General features: G+C 41.6%; 28 protein-coding genes. 18 read left to right on the top strand and 10 right to left on the bottom strand.

Translation table 11 applies throughout. The features are described from left to right. Window positions 1-56 precede the first annotated feature (56 nt). The 8 genes from IGI88_RS16700 to dat all read left to right on the top strand — a co-directional run bounded on the left by IGI88_RS16700 (window position 57) and on the right by dat (window position 7322). Entirely contained in the window at window positions 57-1211 is a 1155-nt protein-coding gene (locus tag IGI88_RS16700) for an FtsW/RodA/SpoVE family cell cycle protein (RefSeq protein WP_008381965.1), read from the top strand. Next, window positions 1189-2382 carry an FtsW/RodA/SpoVE family cell cycle protein gene (locus tag IGI88_RS16695; protein ID WP_008381962.1) on the top strand — a complete coding sequence of 398 codons (1194 nt, stop codon included), beginning with the start codon at window positions 1189-1191 and terminating at the stop codon, window positions 2380-2382. Before IGI88_RS16700 ends, IGI88_RS16695 begins: the two co-directional genes overlap by 23 nt. Then, complete coding sequence (locus IGI88_RS16690) at window positions 2379-3032, top strand: phosphatase PAP2 family protein (protein WP_429960820.1); 654 nt, start codon at window positions 2379-2381, stop codon at window positions 3030-3032. The genes IGI88_RS16695 and IGI88_RS16690 overlap by 4 nt, the downstream gene beginning before the upstream one ends. Next, complete coding sequence (locus IGI88_RS16685; protein ID WP_429960819.1) at window positions 3013-3957, top strand: LCP family protein; 945 nt, start codon at window positions 3013-3015, stop codon at window positions 3955-3957. Before IGI88_RS16690 ends, IGI88_RS16685 begins: the two co-directional genes overlap by 20 nt. 200 nt (window positions 3958-4157) lie before the next feature. Then, window positions 4158-4574, top strand: a complete 417-nt coding sequence (locus IGI88_RS16680) for a GNAT family N-acetyltransferase (protein ID WP_005236183.1) — start codon at window positions 4158-4160, stop codon at window positions 4572-4574. Between the two features lie 73 nt (window positions 4575-4647). Beyond that, window positions 4648-5076: a hypothetical protein gene (locus IGI88_RS16675; protein WP_244733605.1), complete on the top strand. Its 429-nt coding sequence runs from the start codon at window positions 4648-4650 to the stop codon at window positions 5074-5076. 161 nt (window positions 5077-5237) lie between these two features. Next, window positions 5238-6338, top strand: a complete 1101-nt coding sequence (locus IGI88_RS16670) for an AI-2E family transporter (protein WP_429960818.1) — start codon at window positions 5238-5240, stop codon at window positions 6336-6338. A gap of 129 nt (window positions 6339-6467) precedes the next feature. Beyond that, window positions 6468-7322: a D-amino-acid transaminase gene (dat, locus tag IGI88_RS16665; RefSeq protein WP_429960817.1), complete on the top strand. Its 855-nt coding sequence runs from the start codon at window positions 6468-6470 to the stop codon at window positions 7320-7322. Between the two features lie 98 nt (window positions 7323-7420). On the opposite strand, the gene IGI88_RS16660 is transcribed toward dat, so the two are convergent. Both IGI88_RS16660 and IGI88_RS16655 read right to left on the bottom strand, forming a co-directional pair. Next, entirely contained in the window at window positions 7421-7594 is a 174-nt protein-coding gene (locus tag IGI88_RS16660) for a hypothetical protein (RefSeq protein WP_005236169.1), read from the bottom strand. Then, window positions 7594-8259 carry an NAD(P)H-dependent oxidoreductase gene (locus IGI88_RS16655; RefSeq protein WP_016612106.1) on the bottom strand — a complete coding sequence of 222 codons (666 nt, stop codon included), beginning with the start codon at window positions 8257-8259 and terminating at the stop codon, window positions 7594-7596. Before IGI88_RS16655 ends, IGI88_RS16660 begins: the two co-directional genes overlap by 1 nt. 164 nt (window positions 8260-8423) lie before the next feature. On the opposite strand from IGI88_RS16655, the gene IGI88_RS16650 reads away from it, so the two are divergent. The 4 genes from IGI88_RS16650 (at window position 8424) to IGI88_RS16635 (ending at window position 12415) form a co-directional block, all read left to right on the top strand. Next, window positions 8424-8606, top strand: a complete 183-nt coding sequence (locus tag IGI88_RS16650; RefSeq protein WP_008381949.1) for a hypothetical protein — start codon at window positions 8424-8426, stop codon at window positions 8604-8606. 169 nt (window positions 8607-8775) lie between these two features. After that, window positions 8776-9558, top strand: coding sequence for a MurR/RpiR family transcriptional regulator (locus IGI88_RS16645; RefSeq protein ID WP_005236161.1), 783 nt, complete (start codon window positions 8776-8778; stop codon window positions 9556-9558). Between the two features lie 103 nt (window positions 9559-9661). Further along, window positions 9662-11224 (top strand): maltose/glucose-specific PTS transporter subunit IIBC, encoded by a 1563-nt coding sequence (malX, locus tag IGI88_RS16640; protein WP_429960816.1) that lies wholly within the window; start codon window positions 9662-9664, stop codon window positions 11222-11224. A 30-nt stretch (window positions 11225-11254) separates the two neighbouring features. After that, window positions 11255-12415 (top strand): MalY/PatB family protein, encoded by a 1161-nt coding sequence (locus IGI88_RS16635; protein WP_429960815.1) that lies wholly within the window; start codon window positions 11255-11257, stop codon window positions 12413-12415. Between the two features lie 63 nt (window positions 12416-12478). Here the strand turns inward: IGI88_RS16635 and IGI88_RS16630 are convergent, their stop codons facing one another. Next, window positions 12479-12649, bottom strand: a complete 171-nt coding sequence (locus IGI88_RS16630; RefSeq protein WP_005236154.1) for a hypothetical protein — start codon at window positions 12647-12649, stop codon at window positions 12479-12481. A gap of 185 nt (window positions 12650-12834) precedes the next feature. After that, complete coding sequence (locus IGI88_RS16625; RefSeq protein WP_016619963.1) at window positions 12835-14235, bottom strand: C69 family dipeptidase; 1401 nt, start codon at window positions 14233-14235, stop codon at window positions 12835-12837. A 164-nt stretch (window positions 14236-14399) separates the two neighbouring features. Between IGI88_RS16625 and IGI88_RS16620 the strand changes: the two genes are divergently transcribed. From IGI88_RS16620 to IGI88_RS16610, 3 genes are all read left to right on the top strand, one after another. Further along, the gene (locus IGI88_RS16620) at window positions 14400-14819 is read left to right on the top strand and encodes a DUF4430 domain-containing protein (RefSeq protein ID WP_042890380.1); all 420 of its coding nucleotides are present in this window, start codon (window positions 14400-14402) and stop codon (window positions 14817-14819) included. Next, complete coding sequence (locus IGI88_RS16615) at window positions 14803-15348, top strand: ECF transporter S component (protein ID WP_016612116.1); 546 nt, start codon at window positions 14803-14805, stop codon at window positions 15346-15348. Before IGI88_RS16620 ends, IGI88_RS16615 begins: the two co-directional genes overlap by 17 nt. A 173-nt stretch (window positions 15349-15521) precedes the next feature. Further along, window positions 15522-15893, top strand: a complete 372-nt coding sequence (locus IGI88_RS16610; protein ID WP_005236147.1) for a hypothetical protein — start codon at window positions 15522-15524, stop codon at window positions 15891-15893. An 88-nt stretch (window positions 15894-15981) separates the two neighbouring features. Here IGI88_RS16610 and IGI88_RS16605 read toward each other — a convergent pair whose 3' ends face one another. After that, on the bottom strand, window positions 15982-16254 hold the full coding sequence (locus IGI88_RS16605) for a hypothetical protein (RefSeq protein WP_005226206.1): 273 nt from the start codon (window positions 16252-16254) through the stop codon (window positions 15982-15984). Window positions 16255-16389: 135 nt separating this feature from the next. Between IGI88_RS16605 and IGI88_RS16600 the strand changes: the two genes are divergently transcribed. Then, window positions 16390-16587 carry a hypothetical protein gene (locus IGI88_RS16600; protein ID WP_005236143.1) on the top strand — a complete coding sequence of 66 codons (198 nt, stop codon included), beginning with the start codon at window positions 16390-16392 and terminating at the stop codon, window positions 16585-16587. A 36-nt stretch (window positions 16588-16623) separates the two neighbouring features. Here IGI88_RS16600 and IGI88_RS16595 read toward each other — a convergent pair whose 3' ends face one another. The 3 genes from IGI88_RS16595 to rsxC are packed head-to-tail and all read right to left on the bottom strand — an operon-like array spanning window position 16624 to window position 19620. Then, window positions 16624-17196, bottom strand: coding sequence for a hypothetical protein (locus tag IGI88_RS16595; protein ID WP_005236140.1), 573 nt, complete (start codon window positions 17194-17196; stop codon window positions 16624-16626). A gap of 23 nt (window positions 17197-17219) precedes the next feature. Further along, a complete protein-coding gene (locus tag IGI88_RS16590; RefSeq protein ID WP_429960814.1) occupies window positions 17220-18290 on the bottom strand; it encodes an RnfABCDGE type electron transport complex subunit D in 1071 nt (356 codons plus the stop codon). Beyond that, complete coding sequence (gene rsxC, locus IGI88_RS16585; protein ID WP_042890379.1) at window positions 18283-19620, bottom strand: electron transport complex subunit RsxC; 1338 nt, start codon at window positions 19618-19620, stop codon at window positions 18283-18285. Before rsxC ends, IGI88_RS16590 begins: the two co-directional genes overlap by 8 nt. A gap of 184 nt (window positions 19621-19804) precedes the next feature. Between rsxC and IGI88_RS16580 the strand changes: the two genes are divergently transcribed. Then, window positions 19805-21739, top strand: coding sequence for a heavy metal translocating P-type ATPase (locus IGI88_RS16580; protein WP_429960858.1), 1935 nt, complete (start codon window positions 19805-19807; stop codon window positions 21737-21739). Window positions 21740-21770: 31 nt separating this feature from the next. Here IGI88_RS16580 and IGI88_RS16575 read toward each other — a convergent pair whose 3' ends face one another. Then, the gene (locus tag IGI88_RS16575) at window positions 21771-22214 is read right to left on the bottom strand and encodes a hypothetical protein (protein WP_008381931.1); all 444 of its coding nucleotides are present in this window, start codon (window positions 22212-22214) and stop codon (window positions 21771-21773) included. Between the two features lie 120 nt (window positions 22215-22334). After that, window positions 22335-22862, bottom strand: coding sequence for an HdeD family acid-resistance protein (locus IGI88_RS16570; RefSeq protein WP_008381929.1), 528 nt, complete (start codon window positions 22860-22862; stop codon window positions 22335-22337). A 137-nt stretch (window positions 22863-22999) separates the two neighbouring features. On the opposite strand from IGI88_RS16570, the gene IGI88_RS16565 reads away from it, so the two are divergent. After that, a complete protein-coding gene (locus IGI88_RS16565; protein WP_005236128.1) occupies window positions 23000-23494 on the top strand; it encodes a hypothetical protein in 495 nt (164 codons plus the stop codon). The last annotated feature ends 31 nt before the right edge of the window (window positions 23495-23525 follow it).

Here is a 23525-nt window from a genome sequence, read left to right as displayed (position 1 = left end):
GGCATAATAACTGGTACCGTCTGAACACCTACTCCAAGGCAAGAGGAGTGGAAGCAATGATAGAAAAAAAGAAGATCGATTGGCTGCTGATCATAGCTTATTTGCTATTGAGCCTTATCGGTCTTTTAATGATTTATAGTGCAAGTTCTTATCGTTTATTAACGAGAGATCAGCCGCCAGCAAGCTTATTTATGCGTCAGCTTGTCTTTCTGTTACTCAGCTGGGTGCTCCTTTTCATTATTCAGCGAACACGGCGTGAGATTCTGCTCAGTAAATATTTAGCGATCGGTCTGTTGGCATTTGGCGTCTTTACTTTACTATTGGCACGTTTGCCGTTTTTCGGTGTTTCTGTCAATGGAGCGCAACGATGGGTCTCGATTGTAGGGATACAATTTCAGCCCTCAGAGATCGTGAATGTGGGCATGGTCTTATACCTTGCTCATTACTTTCAATCAGCAAAAACTACCTTGCAGGAAATGAAACGTCCGCTTTTCGTTTTATTTTTGTGCTGTGTGTTGATCCTCATTCAACCAAAAGTAGCCGGCGTGATGATTTTACTTTTCTTGGCTTTTATCATGATTACCACGGTTCAGGTACCCGTTAAACTCACGGCTCTTTTGTTTGGCGGGTTATTAATCAGTCTGTTCTTGGTTGCTATGTTGATCCTCTTTTTAGGAAACAATGATTTATTGCCCCACATGTTTATGCATGTGTATAACCGAATTCGATTAGTGGGAGATCCATTTTCCGACCCATATAATCAAGGATTCCAAATGATCCATTCCTACTATGCTTTGTTCAATGGTGGTCTTACGGGCCTTGGTTTAGGAAATAGCATCACCAAGAAAGGCTTTTTACCAGTAGCAGAGACTGATTTTATTTTCTCCGTTTTAGTAGAGGAATTAGGGTTGATTTTCGGCATTTTTGTCATCGCTTTATTATTCGTAATCATTTTACGTCTGTTTATACGATCAGCGGCAATCGCAAATCCTCAGATTGGCTTAATATTATTGGGAACCAGCACGTTGCTGTTATTACAAACAAGTATCAATATTGCCAGTATTTTAGGGTTGATGCCGATGACGGGGGTACCTTTGCCATTCATTAGTTATGGTGGCTCCAGTTACTTTATTCTTTCATTTGCCTTCAGTTTATGCCTGAAACTAGAACGAGAGGAGGGTATACTTAATGAAGTTCCTCAAACGACATGAAGCAAACTATGCTTTATTGCTGCCGATTTTCCTGCTGTTTTTGTTAAGTATCTGGGTACAACATCAGGCTTCTGTGATGGATGGCAATGATCCTTCAGGGATTGTTTTTCGGCAGATCCTCTTTTGTATCCTTTCGGCGATTGCTCTTTTTGTAACGAGTTTGATTCCTACGAATTTACTCCTCCGCTTTTCTGGTCTTTTGTACTTACTATCACTTGGTTTGATGGCCTCTCTTCATTGGTTTTACGATCAAACGATGTTTGAACAAACGCACACCAAACGGTGGATCAGATTTGGTGCGTTTACGATTCAGCCTTCTGAGTTTATGAAAGTGGCCTTTATGCTCTTTATGGTCTATCTCACTTTAGTCTATGAGAAACGTAAAGCAGAACGAACAATCAAATCCGATTTGATCTATGTTACTAAGATCCTGCTATACAGCTTACCCACATTTTTATTGATGTTTATGCAGCGGGACTTTGGAACGAGTTTGGTGTTTATCGTGATGTTAGGTGCCTTATTCATCATTTCCGGTGTTCATTGGAAAATACTGACCGTCGTGATCGGTTTGATTGCCGCTCTTGGTGCTATTTTGTTGCTACTCGTATTCACGGAATGGGGCAATCGTGTGTTGTTTCGCCTTCACTTTTCACAATATCAATTGGATCGGGTGAGAGCCTGGGCAGATCCACTCGCGTACCAAGATTCCATCGCTTTCCAACAAGTCCGCAGTATGTGGGCGATTGGTTCTGGCGGCTTATTGGGGGCACCTGATACCCATACAACGGTGTATGTGCCGGTTCGGGAGTCAGATATGATCTTTACAGTCATTGGAGAAACGTATGGCTTTTTAGGAAGTACTTTAGTCATCTTCCTTTATTTCTATCTGATCTATCAAATCATTTTTGCTGCTTTAAAAACAAATAACAAAGCATCGGTCTATATTGCGATTACCTATGTGTTTGGTTTGGTTTTTCAAATTTTTGAAAACATCGGAGCGGCGATCGGTTTGCTGCCTTTAACCGGCATTCCCTTACCATTCTTAAGTCAAGGAGGAACCTCTCTGATTGCGATCAGCATTGCTATGGGAATTATCTTTGGGTTAGACAAATTTCCGATAAAAGCCAAAAATAGGTCGTATACATTAAAAGAAAGTAGGGGCTTAACATGAGTAAAACAGCAAAAAAAGGAGTGATAGGCGGAATACTCTGCAGCTGTTTTGCATGGCTGTTTTTCCTCGTTGCATTAGAACCACGCTGGTTCCAAAGTATCGACAACCTTTTTTCCCAGTTGCCTCAATGGCGGACACCTGCTGTGGAATCGCTTTTTCTCCCACTTGCCAGTACGGCCACGATCATTCCCATAGCTTTCGTTCATTTCCTGTTAGCAAGTTTTTTATTTATGCGCAAGCAGCGGTTAGAAAGTCTTTGGTTGATGGGGAATATGATTGTGATCAGTGGTGTTGGTCAAGTGATCAAGAAAGTAGTTGATCGACCGAGACCGGATTTTGCTGACAGTATGGAACGGGCATCAGCAAGTTTTCCGAGTGGACATACATTATTAGCGACCACTTTGATTATTTCTCTTCTCTTTTTCTTAGGGCAAACAGTTCCTGCCAAAAGAGGCAAGCGTCACTTTATCCAAAACATGGCACTATTTCTAGGATTGATCTATTTGTTGCTGATTATGATGAGTCGGTTGCTATTCGGGGTTCACTATCCCAGCGACTTGCTAGCAAGTATTTTATTGGCAAGTGGGATCAGTTATATCACCTATGCTTCCGTCTTTTCAATCAAAAAACATGTACTTAGGGGGAGATAAATTGGGTACAGCAAAAAAACTAATAATCATTTTTATGGTATTGCTGACGGGAATTATCTCAGCAGGAACCGTTTATGCGGTTAGGGTGTATTTTCAAGTAGAGGATGTTGCTCACTCGATCCATCGTCCAATCGAAGGACGAGAAGAGGCGGAAGTCATCGAAAATGCCGAGCCACTAAGCCTTCTTTTGTTAGGGATCGCCAATGACTCCCGCCGCAAAACCGATTTTCGCGCCAACACCATCATGGTGGCAACGTTGAACCCTGCCACAAGAAAAACCACCCTCACGAGTATTCCTAGAGATGCTTATGTGGAGATCGTGGGACAAGGGTACCACGATAAAATCAATCATGCCCATTCTTTTGGTGGAGCAAAGATGATGATTGAAACCGTCGAACAATATCTTGATATACCGATCCATCATTATTTCTCCTTAAACATGGATGGGATGGCAGATCTTGTTGATGCAATTGGTGGCATCACGGTTGAAAATGAATTTGCTTTTACTGCTGAGAAAATCGATTACCCAGAGGGGGTCCTCGATTTAGATGGCTGGGAGGCGCTTCAGTATACTCGTATGCGAAAGGATGATCCAGAAGGTGACTATGGCCGTCAGCGCCGTCAGAGAGAAGTGACTGAGATTCTGGCAAAAGAGTTAGTTTCACTTTCCAGCGTGATGCGGATTCAGGATCTGCTAACGATCATTGGAGAAAATGGCGAAACCGATCTAACTTTTTCGCAAATGAGTCAATTATTTATCCAATATCAATCAGCATTAGGGACTGTCGAGTCTTACCAAATGGCTGGCAGTGGGTTCACCGGCGATGGCTTCAGAGGAGAATATGGAATTTCCTATCAAGAAGTAACGCCTGAAGAGCAACAGACGACGAGCCAACGTTTAAAAAATGAGTTGTTGATTGATTAACGTCCTGGCTTAGAAACAGAACCAGTTCAATTTTGTTCTTCAAGTATTTCGTAATTAGAGTTGACAGTCGCTTTTCCTCAGGATACTCTTTAGTCAAGCAATGCATTACGGCTTAATAACAAGAGTTTGTTTGGAAAAGAGCTGTCATCTCTATTTCTATTGTTCCACCCTGTCGCTAAGTTATTACAAGGAGGAAAAGTATGAAGATCGTCTTTAAAGACCAATTACCATCTGATTCAAATCAAGTACTCGCTTTGTATGAGGGAGTTGGCTGGAGCGCCTATACTAAAGATCCCGAGCGTCTTTTAAAAGCGTTAGCCCACTCAGAGGTGATCACGGCCTATGTTGAAGAGCAGCTAGTGGGGCTTATCCGTTGCATAACCGATGGACAAACCATTCTTTATATTCAAGATCTATTAGTAGCATCCGAGTTCCAAGGTCAAAAAATTGGTCAGCGATTACTCAAAAAAATGCTGGCGAATCATCCATCAATACGGCAAAAGGTTTTGATTACGGACAACACAGAAAAAACGCGTCATTTTTATGAGGCGTGTGGCTTTTCCTCTGTGGAAGAGCAGCAAATTGCCGCATTCATCTATTCAGCAAAAAGCGAATAAGGAATAAGAAAATCGATGTGTCACTGAGAATATTTTTTTAGTTGCGTTGGGTTTGATGAAGGAGTGGAGAAAAATGAAGATGCGCTTTGCGTTACTTTTTTTGTGTCTCTTTATTGGTGTTGGCGCTTGTGGAGGAAGTCTATTGGCGTTTAAAAGCATTGAGCCGTTAAGCAAAGGGGAGACATTTGCTGGTTTGGAAGCGGCCATGCTGCAAGGAACACCCTTCACGACCTTCTTAATTCCCGGCTTGTTTTTGTTCGCTATCTTAGGTTTGGGTAATCTGATTGTTGTTTTCCTCTTGCGGCTTAACAAAGGGTACCACGGGGTAATGCTTTTAGGCATGAGTTTAGTTGTCTGGATCATCGTGCAGGTCATCTTATTACGAGAATGGAATGTCTTGCATGTGATTTTCTTTTTGCTAGGGTTGCTCCAGTTTGCTTCAGCAGTCTACTTTGTCAGACGGTTGCATATTCCATTGCCGTTTTCAGCTCATCAAAATTGATTAGATTCGAGATATAGAGATGAAAAAAATTAAATTAATTGAAAGTTTGCTATGAAAAACATGGATTTTTGAAAAATTCTTCTTGAAATCATCCTTCGTTTTTAAAATTATGCTAAACTGAAAGAAGTTGAATTACTTTCTAGAATCAGGAGGATTTATTATTGGAGTTTCTTAAAAAATCAAAAATTTTTGCAGGTCTAGTGATCGTCTGTCTCTTAGGGATCGCGGTCTGGATCTATTCAAATATACTGTTTGTCTTTCGACCACTGGAAGCCATCTTTTCTAGTGTCTTTTTACCAGTATTGATTTCAATTTTTATTTTTTACATCTTTTTACCTTTCTTTAATTGGGTAAAAAAAAGAACGAAAAAGAAAAGCATTGCGCTATATTCGACATTGCTGCTGATCGTTTTTGCAGCGTATTTGATCGTTCAGGTGATTGGACCAGCATTAGCCTATGAGATGGGGCGTTTTATCAATCAAATTCCCATCATCATCAATTTGGTGATCGATACTATTGATCATTCTTATTTAGAAGAATTATTTGGTCCTTTTATTGATTCGATTGATATTTCCCAAGCTAGCAACTTTGCCTTACAGTTTATTACCGGGGCAACCAATAGTCTGACGAGTTTGATCTCCATCGTTTCTCATTCAGCGATCGTCTTGTTTACGATCCCACTGTTATTAGTGTATATGTTTAAAGACGGTGAGAAAGTTCCTGATTTTTTGGCAAGTAAGACACCGAAAAACTATCAAGGCTTAATGCGACAACTTTGTAGTGATTTTCATCAAGCAGCGTCAGCGTACATCGGTGGGAAATTGCTGGTTTGTTCTTATGTTGCGGTTTCAAGCTATTTCATTTTTTCTTTGCTAGGCTTACAAAATGCCTTACTATTAGGATTAATTTGCGGCGTTCTGGACATTATTCCTTATTTCGGCCCCTTTATCGGAGCAGCACCAGCCTTTTTATTTGCGTTAAGTCAAGACATTCGAACAGCTATTTTTCTGATTGTCGGAATCACGATCATTCAGTTAGGTGAATCGTATCTTGTTTCACCATTAGTGATGAAAAAAGTATTGCATATCCATCCAATCATTGCGGTTTTCTTTTTATTGATTGCCGGCAACTTGCTTGGATTTGTAGGCATGATCGTGGCACTGCCAGTGTATTCGATCGTGATGGCAATGTCTGGTACATTGTTGCGTTTTTTTCAAGAACGAAAATTAGAACGATCTGTAATTGATAAAGATTCATTATAACGAAAATGTTCTACCTTGCTGTTGGAGCGGTCTCCATCAGCAGGTTTTTTTGTTTTTAAGCACTACGTAGCAAGGCCTCAAGACAAATGCTATACTTATTGAAACGAGAAGGACGATAGGAGTGAGGAAATGAAGGTTTTATGGAACGATCAAATCGTTGATCGAGAAGCGGTGAAAATTGACATTGAAGATCGCGGTTATCAGTATGGTGACGGAATCTATGAAGTGATTCGAATCTATAATGGTCGCTGCTTTATGTTAGGGGAGCATATGACTCGCTTAGAAAGTAGTGCGCAAAAAATTAAACTGACGTTGCCTTATACAATTCCCCAATTAACTGAAAACCTTAAGTTACTGGTTAAAACCGAAGGAATCACAGAAGGAGAGATCTATCTTCAAATCACCAGAGGAATCGCCTCTCCCCGCAATCACGAGTTTCCGTCTGCTGGAGCAGTCAAAGGAGTCGTGACCGCAAATGTGATCCCCTTTGAACGAACTCTGGAAATGCAGCATGCAGGGCTATCTGCGACCGTTCTTCCAGATGAGCGTTGGTTGCATTGTGATATCAAATCATTGAGCTTGTTAGGAAATCTGTTAGCGCTAGATCAAGCGATCGAAGCGGGGTTCGATGATGCACTCCTGCAACGAGATGGATGTTTCACGGAAGCTTCGGCATCAAATCTCTGGTTTGTCATTGATGGTATCGTCTATACACATCCGGATGGACGCTTGGTATTACCAGGTATCACGAAAATGAAGGTGCTACAGTTGTGTCAGCAATTAGAAATTCCTTATCGAGAAGAACCTGTCCCTGTTGAGGTACTAAACAACGCGCAAGAATGTTTTTTGACCAATTCTGTCTGGGAAATTGTGCCTATCGTCAAAGTAGATGGGAAATCAGTTGGCAATGGTACATTGGGTTCGATCACGAAACGTTTGCAAGCAGCCTATATCGCTGCTACAAAGAGTATGTGCGAATCCTAGTTAACAAGCAAAAGAAACGATTCAAAAAAACTTTGGCCCACCCAGCATGTTTTATAGCTAGGTGGACCAAAGTTTTTTCTTGGATACAAGTGCAGATTTTACCATTCACTAGGATTCCACAATTTTCCGTCAAGTTCTCCTTGTTTCAATTCGATTCGAATTTCTTGCTGATGAAGCAACTTCTCTAGTTCTTGCAAAAATGCTTTTTCGTGATAGTCAGCTGTTTCTTTTATTGACTGCTCTATCAGTGGCTTCAGCCATTCGTGATCCATCACAGCACCTCCAACTCAGTTAAAGCGTCATCTAATTCGATCAACGTTTCATGGTTTTCCTGCAACAAGGATAGCAAAGGAGCAAGCTGCGGTTTTTCAGAAACCAAACGCGCCAGCTTTTCGCTAAACCATTGTTGCTTTTGATCAAATGTAAAGGGAGCCGGCATTGATAAAAGTTGCTGATAGGCAATGACAAAGGCTCGTTTCTCTTGTTCTGATTTATACATCAGTTGATCGAGGACAACGATGGGGAGTACCGTCATTTGGTGTTTTTTTGCCATGAGTACCAGTGGGTGCAAAATTTCATTGAAGGTCGTATTTTCTCGGCCGCCTAGCTGAAATTCTTTGGCGGCAACGCCGGTAGAAACGGCGAAACTGATTTCCTTGCCCACCAATGCAGGGGCACATTTTTCCCAAACCGTATCGATCCAAGCTTTCATTTTTGCTGGAACGCTGTACCAATATAGGGGGAATTGTAGAATCAAACGATCGCATGTTTGCAACAGCATCCGTTCATTGGCGAGAGAAAAATCAGAAAGATCATCAAGGAAATGCATGGTGACGTTAGGAAGCTTGGCACTTTCACTAAAGAATCGTTGGGAAAGCGAATTGTGGAAATCCGGATGGCTGGCTACCACTAAAGTTTTTATCATGAGACTGATCATCCTTTCCTATTACATTTACCATATTTTACCAAAAAGAGAAACTAGTCTGCTTTTCTTTTTGTCGAAGTTCTTCTCTTTTAGTTTCGTTTAAGGTACTTCTTTTATACTTGTTATAAGAAAAAGCCAGTAGCGGCTTAAGCGTGATAGAAATGGGGGAATAGAGGATGGAATCAAATGATCCCTTGATGAAAGGTCTAGCAACTATAATAAGGATCGTTGCAAATACAGTGAACTATGTCGAAAATGGACTTGCCAGTTGCAAACAACGAATTGATGGAAAGCGTCAAACGAAAGAAAATGATTACGGCAACGGGCAAGAGTTTACTGAAGTGACTGTCTACAGATGACCGATGCAAAGAAAATAACAAAGATGGCTCACTCCTCAAAGGGTGAGTCCTTTTTTTATTTCAAGCCATTCATCATCAGTTTGTACTTTTGTTGAGGGAAGGTATAATGAGTAAATGAAGCATAGTGGAGACGGAAGAATGAAGCAATAGTAGGGAGGAGAAGCAGGTGATGAATCATTTATATAAACGAATCCAATACAAAATTCCAGAGCTGAACCGAGTAGAAAGAACGGTCCTTAACTATTGTTTAAGGGCGCCCGAGAAAGTTTCAGAAATGACGGCCGATGAGTTAGCTTCCCAAACGTACACCAGTCAAGCGACGATCAGCAGAATGGCAAAAAAGCTTGGCTTTACCGGTTTTCAAGAATTCAAATTTTCACTGAAGAATTATCAAACTCTTGAAAGAAAATCATCTACTCAAGCTTCTCTTGGCTTATCCCCACTGATCAAGCAAATGATTGACCAGCTGACGACATCCTTATCAATGATTGAAGAGGCTGACTTTCAGCGTGCCGTGGAAATGTTGCAGCAAGCACAACGAATCGAATTTTTTGCTTTAGGGCAAAGTGCGCCGGTTGCATTATCTGCGAGTCGAAAGTTGCGGTTCTTAGGAAAAACGGTTGGCGCTTCAACGGATTGGGATGAATTGACAACCATCGCTAATCAACTATCAAAAAAAGATATGGCTATTTTTATTAGTCATAGTGGGGAAACAATCGGGATGCTAAATTATGCTAACCGGTTGAAACAAAGAGGTGTGCCGATTTTAGCCTGTATTGGTCAATCAACAAGCACGTTGGAAAAGCTTGCCACCTTCTCTTTTTCTGTTGAAATGACAACGATTTATCATCATGAAGTCGATTTGAGCCCACGGATCTCTTTAGCAGCGTTACTGGATATTTTAATTATTCAATACGCCAATCAAATCGAACCAGGACTTGATCCTGAATGACCATTCCATTTTGTGAATGGTCATTCTTGTTTTGGTAACTGTATTGTAAGCCTTCTTGATATCGTTTACATTTTAAGAGATAAAAGTGTTAGGAGGAAATGATATGCAAAAAGGAAAGAAAGCAAGCTGGATGGAAATTTTTCAAGGACTTGGGAAAACATTTATGTTGCCAGTCGCTTTACTCGCATTCATGGGTTTATTTTTAGGGATTGGTAGTTCATTTTCATCTTCTTCAACGATCGACGTTTTCCCATTTTTAGGTGCCTCTTGGCTTCAAGTGGTTTTTCGTTTCATGTCAACGATCGGTGGGTTTGCCTTTAGTTACTTACCCGTCATGTTTGCGATGGCGATTCCTTTAGGTCTAGCACGAAAAGAGAAGGGAGTTGCGGCATTTTCAGGCTTTGTGGGCTATGTCGTGATGCATTTATCCATCAATTTTTATTTACAAGAAACGAATCAATTAGCTACTGCAGATCAACTTCGAGAAGCAGGACAAGAGATCGTTTTTGGCATTCAAACATTATCAATGGGTGTTCTAGGTGGTATTATCGCAGGATTGATCGTTTATAAATTGCATACGCGCTTCTACCATTTTCAATTGCCAGATAGTTTTGCCTTCTTTTCAGGAGCCCGGTTTGTTCCAATCATCACCTCGCTTACTTTAGCTGTGGTCGGGGTGATCATTCCGATGATTTGGCCATTGTTTGCTATGATCATCACAGGAATCGGACATTTGATCCAACAAGCTGGTCCTTTCGGTCCGTTCTTATTTGGTTCAGGTGAGCGCTTATTACTGCCATTTGGGTTACACCATATTTTGGTTTCCATGATTCGCTTTACCGAAGCAGGGGGAAGTAAGCTGATCGATGGTCAGCAAGTCTTTGGGGCGTTAAATATTTTTTATGCGGAATTACAAAACGGTTTAAGCATCTCACCAAGTGCAACGGCGTTCTTGTCTCAAGGGAAAATGCCAACCTTTATGTTTGGCTTACCGGCAGCAGCATTAGCTATGTACCAGACAGCAAAACCTGAGAATCGTTCAAAGATAAAAGGCTTGTTGATTTCAGGCGTCATTGCAACTTTTGTGACAGGAATTACTGAACCAATCGAATTTTTATTCTTATTCATCAGCCCTTTATTATGGATTTTTCATGTCATCATGACAGGTGCTGGATTTATGGTAATGAGTCTATTGGGTGTCACGATTGGAAATACCGATGGGGGCGTGCTTGATTTTCTTATCTTTGGCGTGATGCAAGGCGCATATACAAAATGGTGGCTCGTTCTGATCGTAGGAGCTTGCTGGTTTGCCCTGTATTACTTTGTTTTTAAAACAGTGATCCTTCGCAAGAACTTGAAGACACCTGGTAGAGAAGAGAACAACGATCAAACGAATGAGTTGGAAGAGGAAATGACCTATTCTGGAAAGAGTGGCTACGATGCCCATGGTATTTTGGCAGCTTTAGGGGGAGCAAGCAATATTGATTCTTTAGACAATTGCATTACACGGCTACGCCTCGTTCTAAACGATGGTACATTGGTTGATGATGAACGGCTAAAAAAACTAGGTGCGCTTGGGGTCGTTCACTTAGATGATACGAACGTTCAAGTAATCATTGGAACGAAAGTAACAACAGTCAGAAATCAACTTGATGCGATTCTTTAGCAAAATTGTCAAGTAGTAGGAGTGAAGAAAATGTTTTTTGATGAGCCAATCAATCGTAAAGGAACCCATTGTACCCAGTGGGATTATGTGGAAGACCGTTTTGGTGAAAAAAACTTGTTGCCATTTACGATTTCCGATACGGATTTCAAGGTGCCAGCTGCAGTTGAAGCGGCACTTATCAAGCGGATGCAGCACCCGGTATTTGGGTATACACGTTGGAATCATAATGAATTCAAGCAAGCGGTCTGCAAATGGTATTCTGAACGCTTTAAAAGTAGGATCGACAGCGATTGGCTGGTCTACAGTCCTTCCGTCATGTATAGCATCAAACTACTCGTCACCTTACTCAGCAATCCAGGAGATGGGATCATTATTCAGACGCCAGCGTATGATGCGTTTTATAAAATGATCAAAGAGAACAAAAGAAAAATCGTACCTAATGCACTCATCTATGATGCCAACTCGTATCGCATTGATTTTGAAGAGCTAACAAGATTGATGGCACAGCCTGAAAACAAAGTTCTTCTCTTATGTAGTCCTCATAACCCAACTGGGAGAGTCTGGCAAAAAGATGAGTTGCAACGAATGATCGAATTGGCGAAAACCCATGATGTATTTATCATCTCTGATGAGATTCATATGGATATTGTAAGAAAAGGACAAAGGCATCAACCAATCATTGATTTGTTGCAAAAAAAAGTAGCCCTTGTTACTTCGGGTAGCAAAACGTTTAATTTCCCAGGGTTGATTTATTCTTATGGAATTATTCCTGATTCCAAGTTGCGTGATCGCTTCTTAACTCAGTTGAAAGAAGCCGATGGGTTGAGCTCCACCAGTATTTTTGGCATGACCGCAACGATTGCTGCCTACGATAGTGAAAGTAAGTGGGTGGATCAGCTCAATGACTATCTGGATGATAACATTGCTTATGTGATTGCTTATTTACAGGAATATCATCCAGAACTCGTGGTCACGAAAAGCGAAGCCACGTATCTTATGTGGATTGATTGTACAGCACTGGATTTAACGATGGTGGAATTGCAGCAACGAATGATTCGTAAGGGAAAAGTCGCGATTATGTCAGGGGAAATCTATGGGAATGAAGGGAGAAATTTTTTACGCCTAAACGTTGGCTGTTCGCGAGAAAAACTCATTGATGGATTGAACCGATTCACATTGAGTTTGACATAACAAAAAAGAACCCACTGAGCAATCAGAAAGATCCTGTATTCTTTCTGATCGCCAGTGGATTTTTTAGTCTTTGGTCCTGTGGGGAGTTGATGTAGTAGTAGCGGGGATTGGTTCAACGACATGGAAATAGCCTTTTTTGTCTTGAATGATCAGCATATCTTGCTGACTCTGGCTCTTGATGATTTCACCTTTAACAATTTCGTTGGTGACAGTCCGATAAATACTTGCAGTCATGCTCATTCCTCCCAACGTTTTTTCCCAACTGGTCTTCAATAGGGGGACCAGTACAAATCAATTGCTTGATTTGTACCAGCAAGGAAAAAGAAAACGAATTGGTATCTTTAGTATAGGAGAGCAATGTTTAGATTGCTGCAATTCCATGTAAAGTTTTTGTTAATCCTTTTATTTTCAACGATTGACTAATCGGCTAAAGAAAAACGCAAGGCCATTTTATTACTGCCAGACTCCACCATTTTTCCTAGTAACGTTGTTGCATTTTTTAAATACAGTTCGGCCATCTCAGCGTTGGCTTCTTCAAGCAGACGAGTAGGCTCCTTTTCAGCGGAAGATTTACGATCAGTTTCTTGTTGGATGCGGCGACAAGCCGCCATCGTTTCCATTTCAAAACGGTTGGCAAGATCACTATAGCGATCGTAGTCGCTGTCTCCAATCAACGCCAAGGTGCGTCCTAACCAATAGCTATTTGTTGGATCGTAGGTCTTTGTCGTATCACAATAGCCAAGTGGGGTCTTAGTGATAGCTGCATAAAAGGGCACAACGCCGTTGAAGGTATTGGGGCCAAAGGCGAGCCAATGAATGCCAGCGATTGCTGCAGGCACGTGGTTGCGGATCTGCAAAATATGGACTTGCTGGTTGCGATTGAGAGCAATCGATCGAAATTGTGTTTTTTGTGTCTCGGTCCCTGTACCGTAAGGGTCAAAAGGCGTATTTTGGAAGTGGGAGCTTAATGCCCATTTTACATCTTCCACGGATAGCTTTTGTTTTGGGTAGCATACAAACGGGAGCTCTTGATCGATCGGTTCAGCAACTGTTCCGCTAAAGTGTTTTTGAATGTACCATGCCCGCGGGTTGTTGTAACGGGTATCTTTTTCTGAGGAGCTGCCAAAAATATGGCGTAGATTAATGCCTTCAAAATCAGGATTTAATTGATAGTCTTCAATCAACTGTTCGAGATCCTGCGAACACAACGTCATTTCTGAGGCGAAATCGAAGTGATCAATGTTTAAGCGATTGGGTGCCACGACATAGGCATCATCTGGTATGCGAACAGCTGCCCAGTGATGTCCACCGATGGTTTCCATATACCAAATTTCCTCGGCATCAGAAAACGCGATCCCGTTGGCTTCGTAGGTCCCATAGATTTCTAAGAGTTCCCCTAGGCGAAGAACACCTTCTTTAGCGGAATGAATGTAAGGCAGTACAATGCTGACAAAATCAGCTTCCCCGATACCATCTTCCACATATGGATCAATGGCCAAAACGCGTGAATTGGTCGTAATCGTTTCTGTCGCAGTCATGGCGATATTTACTTCATTGATTCCTGAAGCTGCCCAGACTCCTTGGGATTCATCTGCTTCAGGTGTCGAAGTATAACGTAAGGGATCCTTAGGTAAACGGATTCGACAGCCGCTTAAAACGGCGTTAAATTCATTTCCTTGCTGTTCTGGGGTGATGACGACGAATTTTTGCGGTTCCGAACCGCTCCCCGAATCTTCATTACGGGCAATCATGGTCGAGCCGTCAATCGATGCTTTTTTTCCTACTAGTAAAGTGGTACAGGACGCTTTTTTTCTATCCATCTTTCCAACACTCCTTCATTTCTTCTTACGAATGATTGAAGCTAGTATACCCATAGTCACATGGATTTACAATGCTTTCTATAGAGGGGAACAAAAAAATTTCGCCTTTTTTATTTATTTTTAGTACAATAAGGTGTTGTAAAAAAATCAAAGGAGCCATTATTATGAAGAAAACAGTAATTTTTAGTTATATTTTTTTACTAAGTCTGGTTTTTGCCGGATGTGCCAAACCATCGATGGATGCGGGTGACTACTCTAGTGACTCTTCGTCAGTCCAACAAAATGCCGAAGAGCGCACTGCCCAAATCAGCTTCAATAATAAAAGTGAAGAGCAAGACCAGGAGATCGAAACCAAAACGGTCACTTTTAAAGAAGGGGTTTCTTTGATGACTATCATGAAAGAGAACTTTGACTTGGAAGAAAATCAAGGGATGATCACCAGCATCGACGGTTTAGCCCAAGATGAAAAAGCTGGCTATTATTGGACATATACGATCAATGATGAAATGATTACGACTGGGGCAGATGATACCTTTTTAGGAAACAACGATAAAGTGGTTTTCACCTATGAAAAATTCGAATAAACCACTTGTATTTGCTGGAAAAGAAATTGCTTATTTAGGGTTGCTTGTAGCAGCAGCCGTCGTCGGCAGGACACTTTTTCAACCTTTACCCAATGTTCAACCAATGACGGTGATCTTTTTATTAGTAACCATCCATTTAGGTCTTAGTCGTGGATTGATCGTTTGTCTGCTCTCGATGCTGATTACCAATTTTTACATGGGAATGGGGGTATGGACGATTGCCCAATTGATTAGCTATGCCGTCGTAATTTTTGGAATGTATCTATTATCAAAAAGCAAACTGTTTATGAAAAAGTTGTATTTACAAGTCATTTATAGTGTATTTGCAGGTTTTGCGTATGGCTTTGTGATATCTTGGATCAGTGTCAAGCTTTATGGGTTTCCTAGCTTTTGGGCTTACTATTTTCAAGGAGTGAGCTTTGATGCGTTGCATGCAGCGGGGAATGGCATCTTTTATTTGATGCTGGCACCGATTTTTCTGCGACTTTTCCAACACTACTATCCAAATAAAGACAGCGAAGGGCACTAAGCGCCTCGCTGTCTTTTTGCTTGACTCAGCAGTCGTGGTGACAAAAACGTCTATGTCTAGAGGAAAAGTCTTTGATGATCAAACGTGTTGAATGGGGCTATGTGAGGAAACAAGCAGGCATATTGTTGTGCAAAAGCGTTTTCTGCAGGTATCCTTAAGGTATCTAAGGAAGGATGTGGCTTTTGATGAAATGGATCGTGAAAAAAGATGATTTAGAAAGCTACCGTGCGAAGTTCCATGGAAAACTGGCTGGTTATGCCGAGGAAGCCAAAATGATTGCCCTGCCAACACCAAAGTATTTTATCGTGGTGGTTGACGAAGAAAAAATCCACTTGATTCAGTTAGATCTGCAATTTCATGAAAAAGGGATGCAGACAATTATGATCCATGAGATCACAAAATTACAACTAGGCGGTGTGGTAAATAAAAAAGTTCAGATTCAGACACCTTCGTCCACTGTCAAATTAATGATCAAACCGTTGGCGATCGGTATCAAAGAGGAGCAAAAAGCCTTGATCGATCGGTTTACCAGAATGTCGCGATAAACATCGGAGGAACACGCGGGAAAATTAGTTGGATTTTTTCAGAAAAAAAGCAAGGGCAGTTGTCTGCACTTGCTTTTCGTGAGTCCTGTTATTCTGGCGTACCGACGATTTTAATAAATTCATCGATATTCTTGATCTTCATATGTTTGATCACTAACTGTTCCCGCTTGTTCCATTTTCCTTCAACTTCTAATTGGTATTTATTTAATGGAAGGCGTAAGACATAGCTGGCTAAGTAGCGATCCTTAATAATGCAATTTACGATTTTGTGGTCTTCTAAAAGTTGGATACCTGTCAGCATCATTGGCGTTTCTTGAAAAACGCGGCTATTGACTAACAATCCAGTGTGGGTTTCGTTCATGGGATCTTCCTTTCTGATAAACCTGGGATAAATCATCTTTCTGTCTGTTATGTTACCTGATTTGCATCAGAAAGGCAATTCCTATAATAAATCCTCGTTATTATAGGTCAAGCACAAAGAAAGGAGGGAAACGACATGGTTGGGTATAATCGTTTCTCAAATGAGTTTCAAAAGGCTTCGAAAGAACTCCGTGAAGGGAAGAAGTCCAAAAATGCCAATAAGGGGCTGCGAACCCGACAAAAAATCGCTGCTGAAAAAGAGCAAAAAGCACAAAATGCTTTTTCGACTGGTTTTTTGATCGGTTCCTTCAGAGAGTTATTCCGCAAAAAATAAGCAAGTTCCGCTGCCAAAGCGGGACTTGCTTTTTGTTTAGAATAAATAATTGAAGAAGACACCATTGAGAAAGGAAAAGCTTAGATAGAATAGAAAAAGTGTTACGATATCCAGTGGTAAACCTTTTAGAATTGGCGGAATCGTGGCAATTTGATTCCGTGTATGAACCCCTGACAAAGCACAAGAAAAGAGGAAATACATGCCTACAGCAACAAATAAATTGGTTAAATAATCGGTATAGGGAAATTGGGTCACGGTGGCGATCGTCAGCAAGAAGACACTGACTAGGGTCGTCTTTTTTAGATCATTCGTCAAGAAACGTTTTTTTGCAGGAACGATCAGTAAACACAAGCCCCCCGCAATCAAGGCAATGATGGCAGCACTTACCAAGTTGGTGACCACTTGATTGCCATAGACGAAACGATTTTGAAGTAAAAGATAAAAGCTTAACCCACTGAACAAGTAAGCGACCGCAATGATCCCTGAGAGGAAAACCACCCGTGTCGTCACGTTCGGTTTTTTCTCTTTGACGGTTGGTGCCAAATTTTGACAGGCGTAATTTGTGAGTAGAATGACTAGAAAGACCACTAGCCGATTGGCGATCATCATAAGGAACCCTCCTTTTTTACGATTTAGCTCATGATTTTAAGGTTGAACGGGGTCTTTTTTCCTTCCCCTAATATGCGAAGGCGTAAGAAGCGATCAATAAGTGGGGTGAAACAATTCATGATCAAGATGGCATAGCTCATGCCTTCATTTGTAAAACCAAAGAAACGGAAGAGCACAACGAGGAGGCCAACGCCTAAGGCAAAAAGATTTTCTCCTGCTTTTGTTCCTGGTGTCGAAGAATAATCAGTCGCCATATAAATCGCACCCAACATGGCACCACCACTGATGATATGCCCGATCACCGTTTGCCAACTGCCAGTAAAAAGTCCTTCTGGACCAAGGATAAAAGCAAAGAGCCCGATCGTCGCAAAGATAATCAGTGGGATACGAGGGGAGATGATTTTCTTGTAAACGAGAAAAATCCCACCCAACAGTAAAAGTAAGGCACTGGTTTCACCGATTCGTCCTCCGGTAAATCCTAAAAAGGCATCCACTAGTTCAGAGCCACTCAACGTTTCTCCTGCTTTCATGACAGCTAATGGTGTGGCACCAGAAACAACATCGTTCGCTGTAGCCTGCGAAACGACATCAGGTGCGATGCTGCCAAAAGGTGGATCAGGCCAACTGATTAGAAACATTTGGTTATAAAACAAGCCAATCAACAGGGCTCGACCGCCGAGGGCTGGATTTAGAAAATTATAACCAATACCGCCAAAAAATTCTTTGACGATGATTACGGCAAACGCCACCCCAATCACGGGAAAATACCAAGGTGCGGTTGGTGGGAGGTTCATCGTTAAAAGCAAGGCCGTCACGACGATGCTTAAATCGAAGCGAAACGGCCGTTTGACAAGATAGGACCAAAGTCCGTCGGCAGAAAACGCCGTGGCTAGTGCAATGAAAAACAAGCCATAAACTTTCAATCCAAAAAGATAGCCAGAGAATAAAACTGCTGGCAGCAAGGCTAATACCACACACCCCATGATTTTAATGGTCTCGTCATTGCTGCAAATATGGGGGCTTGGGGGTGTTTCTTGATTTTTCCTTTGCTGAAAGAGACGTTCGCTATCGGAATCCTTGTAATAATCAGGCACTTTCCTTCGCCTCCTTTTGCAACTGGGCAACTTTGCCTTTTGCGGCAGTGATATTGGCAGCTAAGGAACGTTTAGCTGGGCAGACGAAGGTACAGGCACCACAATTGATACATGCTTCTGCCAATAATTCTTCACACTTTTGATAATCCCCCGCTCGATAAAACTGATCGATCTCCATTGGCATGAGGCGCATTGGACAAGCTTCGACACATTTGTTGCAGCGAATACAGGGGTTTTCGGCATAGAGCCAATCGGTTTCTTCATTAAAAACAACGATGCCGTTGCTGCCTTTGGTGACCGGAACTTTCAAGGTTTTGACGGATTTTCCCATCATTGGTCCACCAAGAATCAATTTGCTGGGGGCTCCTTGAAATCCGCCGGCAAAGTCGATCAATTCTCCTGCGAGTGTTCCTAACGGATTTTTGACGATGCAGGGATTTTGAACATCGCCGGTAACGGTTGTATAGCGTTCAATCAACGGTTTGTCATAACAGACCGCTTCGGCGATGGCAAAGCTGGTGGCAACATTGATCAAGACGATACCGATATCGGCAGTCAAACCACCTAACGGCACCTCTTGATCGGTCAATAACTCTACTAACTGCTTTTCACCACCGGTTGGATAAACAGTTGGGACAGTAACGACTTCTATCGTGTCATCCTCTGCACTTGCGGCTTGCATGGCTGAAATGGCTCTTGGTTTGTCATCTTCGATGCCTATTATGATTTTTGGACCATCCAGTAACTTTTGGGCAATCTTTGCACCGTGAATGATTTTCTGGGCTTCTTTTTGCATTAAGAAAGCATCACTGCGTAAGAACGGTTCACATTCAGAACCATTTAAGATCAAAGTATGGATTTTTTTGGTTTCATCAATACTGAATTTGACATGGGTGGGAAACGTTGCACCGCCTTTGCCGGCGACGCCGCCTTGACGGATTTTGTTGAGGATGGTTTCGTTAGCAGCAGATTGCCAGTCGAAGGGGGCTGACAAAAAATCATTTTGATAAGCATAATCATTTTCAATGATGATGGTTTTTCCTTCTTCATTGTTTTGATTCGGCCAATCGACCATGTCGACGATTTTACCCGAAACAGATGCATGAATTTTGGCAGATACAAACGCATCAGACTCAGCGATCACTTGCCCTTGCTTGACGTAATCACCAACGGAAACAATCGGTTCCACCGGAGCACCAATATGTTGTGCTAAAGGGATAAAGACCATCGTGGGTGAAAAGGTAAGAATTTCATCTTGTTCGATCATTAATTTTTCTTTTAACATTTTTAATGGGGGACTTAGTGAAATACCGCCAGTAAATGTTCTCATAACCAACACTCCTTTCTCTCCTAAGTTTATTCTAGCATGCCATAAGGAATCACAAAACCCAAAACGCTTACATTTCACAAGAAAAACTTCTTTCAGTTGACATATGATTGTTTATTCATATATAATAAGTCTATAAATATGATTGATCGTTCATATGAAAGATGGACTAGAGGAGGTTTTAATGATGGCTGAACATACTTGTCAACATGATCACACAAAAACGGAGGGGCATTCTCATACTCACGATCATGGGACTCTCCCACGTAACATTTATTTTGTAGGCTTACTGCTCTTTATACTGACACTTTTTGTTCCGAACCAATGGGTGAAAGATGGGTTTTATTTTGCTGCGGTTTTATTAGCAGGTTATCACATTTCGTGGGAAGGAATCGAGGATACCATAAAGAGTACCAGAGCCAATCGGCGATTCACACCGAATGTACATCTTTTGATGTTGTTGGCAGCGATTGGTTCCATGGTCATAGGAAATTTTAATGAAGCAGCTTTGTTGATTTTGATTTTTGCAGGCGCTCACTTCTTAGAAGAATACGCCGAGGGACAAAGTCGAAGAGAAATCACCAATCTTCTCAAATTGAATCCCACGGAAGCCCGTTTGATGGGTCCGGATGGGAAAACCAAAAAAATTGCCGCTTCTGAGATAAAAAAAGGAGATATTTTGCAAGTGCTACCTGGTGATCAGTTAGCAACAGATGGCGTAATCCTTTCTGGAACGAGTGCCATCAATGAAGCTTCGATCAATGGGGAAAGTATTCCTCGAGAAAAGACTACAGGAGACGAAGTCTATGGGAGTACGATTAATGGAAACGGCACATTTTTGATGGAAGTCACGAAAGACAGCTCTGAAACAGTCTTCGCAAAAATTCTTTCAGTGGTGGAAGCGGCGCAATCAAATCAATCACCGACCGAAACACGAATCAAAAAAATCGAACCAATCTATGTAACAGTTGTTTTCGTTGCAGTCCCTTTGTTCATTTTGACTGCACCGTTTCTCTTTGGTTGGGATTGGTATACAAGTTTTTATCGTGGGATCGTAATGATGATTGCGGCTTCTCCTTGTGCTTTAGCGGCAAGCGCCGTCCCTGCTAGTTTATCGGCGATCTCGAATCTAGCGAAAAAAGGGATTCTTTTTAAAGGGAGCAATTACTTGACCAATTTCGCTCAGATCAAAGCGGTGGCTTTTGACAAAACGGGAACTTTGACCGTCGGAAAACCTACAGTCACGGAAGCCGTTTTCGCTGATACGATCGATCGAGCAGAGGCAGCAGCGGTCATCGTTTCGATGGAAAAGCAAGCCAACCACCCATTAGCAGATGCGATCGTTTCTTATTTCGAGAAGACAGAGAAAATACGAGAAATCGAACAGTTGACTGTCACAAACGAGATTGGTTCCGGTTTAGGTGCCGTCGCAGGAACAAAAACCTATCGATTAGGAAAAAGAACCGAAAACACCCAGTTAACAGGTTTGATGGAGCAACAGTACCGTCAATTGGAAGCGCAAGGAAAAACAATGGTCGTGTTTTCCATCAACGAAAAGGTTACGGCGATCATCGCATTGATGGATGAGCCGAACGAACAGGCAGCTTCTGTGATTCATTATTTGAAAAATGAAGGTATCCATACTGTTATGATCACCGGAGACAGTGCTTCTGCTGGTGAAGCAATCGGTCAGCGCTTAAAGGTTGACCAAGTGGCTGCCAATGTTTTGCCTGAGAACAAAGCGGAAGCGGTACGAGCACTCCAAGAAGCATACGGACAAACCGCCATGGTGGGTGATGGTATCAATGATGCCCCTGCACTTGTTCAAGCAGACATCGGCTTTGCGATGGGGGAAGGGTCAGATGTTGCGATTGAAGTAGGAGACGCAGTGATCATGAAGAATGATCTTTCGCGTTTTGCATATGCCTATCGCTTAGCGAAGAAGATGGATCGGATCATTTGGCAAAATATTTTTTTCTCCATGTTTATCGTCGCGTTATTAGTCGGCTTGAATCTATTCGGCATGATGAACATTGGGTTGGGGGTATTTGCCCATGAAGGCAGTACATTGATCGTATTGTTTAACGGGTTACGTCTTTTGCGTAAACTGCCAGAAGCATAAAAAAAGCGGCTATCGAAAGATAGCTGCTTTTTTAATGACTGAATTGTGTCGAAGTTGGAAAATCAAAGGCATCGATTTTTTGTAATCGATTTTCGATCCTTCTTAGAATTCCTTCAGAGGATTCTAACGGTTTGATTGCATGATAAGCAGTCAGCAATAGGACTTTTTCTTTAGCAGGACGATTTTCGATGCGATAGATATTGGCTAATCGTTCAACATATTCGTAATGACTATAGTCCGTTTTATTGATCAAGAAGTGCAAGAGATCTTTTGCTTTCGCATAGTCTTCTTGAAGATAGAAACTGATCGCTTCACGATACAATTTGATATCGAGTTCTTCGATTTGTTCTGGATTCGCTTTTAACGCACGCCACTCATTGATCGAGATTTTTCGTACGACTTTGCCAGTTGCATCGGTCAAAAAAATTACCGGCACATCATTTGGATGTTTTGCTTCTTGCTTAATTTTCTTCATGTCGCACCTCCCGCCTCTCAATGGACTGACTGTTTGATATCTCCTATTTTAAAAGGAATAGCGGGAAAAGTCTACATGTAGATGTTAGATTCGTAGAAAATTTTAAAACATTCTCATTTATTAGGCTCTTTTTCGTTGAAAATGATTAATAGCGTCGGATGCCCCCATGAAAATCAAGATACCGCCAAAAATTTGGAAGAACAGTAGCCAAGTGGCGAATGGATTCAATACGAGAACGAGTCCAGCAGCAATAATCAAAAGACTGATGATTAAGCTCGTGATGTAAGGTAAACCAATGCGTTTTTGGTTAAAGCTTGCCATTAAGCGGGTGCATCCGCTGATGGTGATCATAATCCCTAAGAAAAATGGCACGATGGCAAGTAATCCTTTAGCAAAAACTAAAATCGCAGCTGCAGCAATCAACAGTAAGATACCGGAGACCGACTGCACATTGCGATAGCCCTTTTGTTTTTCTTTGTAGCTCGTATACAAGCTGATAATCCCTAGACATGCGATGTATCCGGCAACGAGATAAACGATCGTGTTGAAAACAGATCGTGGTGCAATCAAGATAATGAAGCCGAAGACGATATATACGACGGCACGAAGCAAGTCATAGCGTTGTAATTTATCAAAAAATGCATTCATGATAATTCCTCCTTTTTTTCTTATTGTACCGAATTCTGGTGAAAATAGATATCAAAAAACCTAGGAAATAGGCTAAGTCTTTTGTAACAGATCATTTTTTGGTAAAATAGGGAAAAGAAAACAGAACGGAGAGTTTTATGAGTGGGTTAACGCTATTGATGTGTGCCTTTACGATCGTTTTGTACCTCTATTTATTGGTGGTACGCAAAGAGATTCACTTTATTGCTGTTGAGCGCAAACTAAGCAAAATCGCTATTACGATCTTTTCAGTAATGATTATCCTATCCATGTTGATGATGGATGACCAATTGGATAATCAGGTGCGAGGAATCGTTTCAGGTTTTGTCTTTTTAAGCTTTGTGCTAGACAGCCGCGGGTTAGCCCTAGATCGAATTATTGTCCATCCAATGAGTATTAAAGGGGTACTGTACCAAGACATTGATCGGGTCGTATTATTTCAAGAAAAGGAAGGGCAGCCCATCAAGATGAACTATTTTCGAAAAGGGATGCGGGGACCATTAATGAAATTCAAACAACCGTTAGCTGAATTGGTAGTTTTTTTGTCGGAGCACTTGAATGAAGGAACACCGATCGATATTCTGGTCGATCATGATCAAGGAAAAAATGACTAAAAGACCCTTGATTGCTGCCGTATGTGGCCGT

The sequence above is a fragment of the Enterococcus sp. AZ179 genome, from assembly GCF_050498885.1.
GTDB lineage: Bacteria > Bacillota > Bacilli > Lactobacillales > Enterococcaceae > Enterococcus_D > Enterococcus_D entomosocium.
Note: the sequence above shows the minus strand (reverse complement) of the source record. Positions and strands in the feature narration are given on the sequence as shown.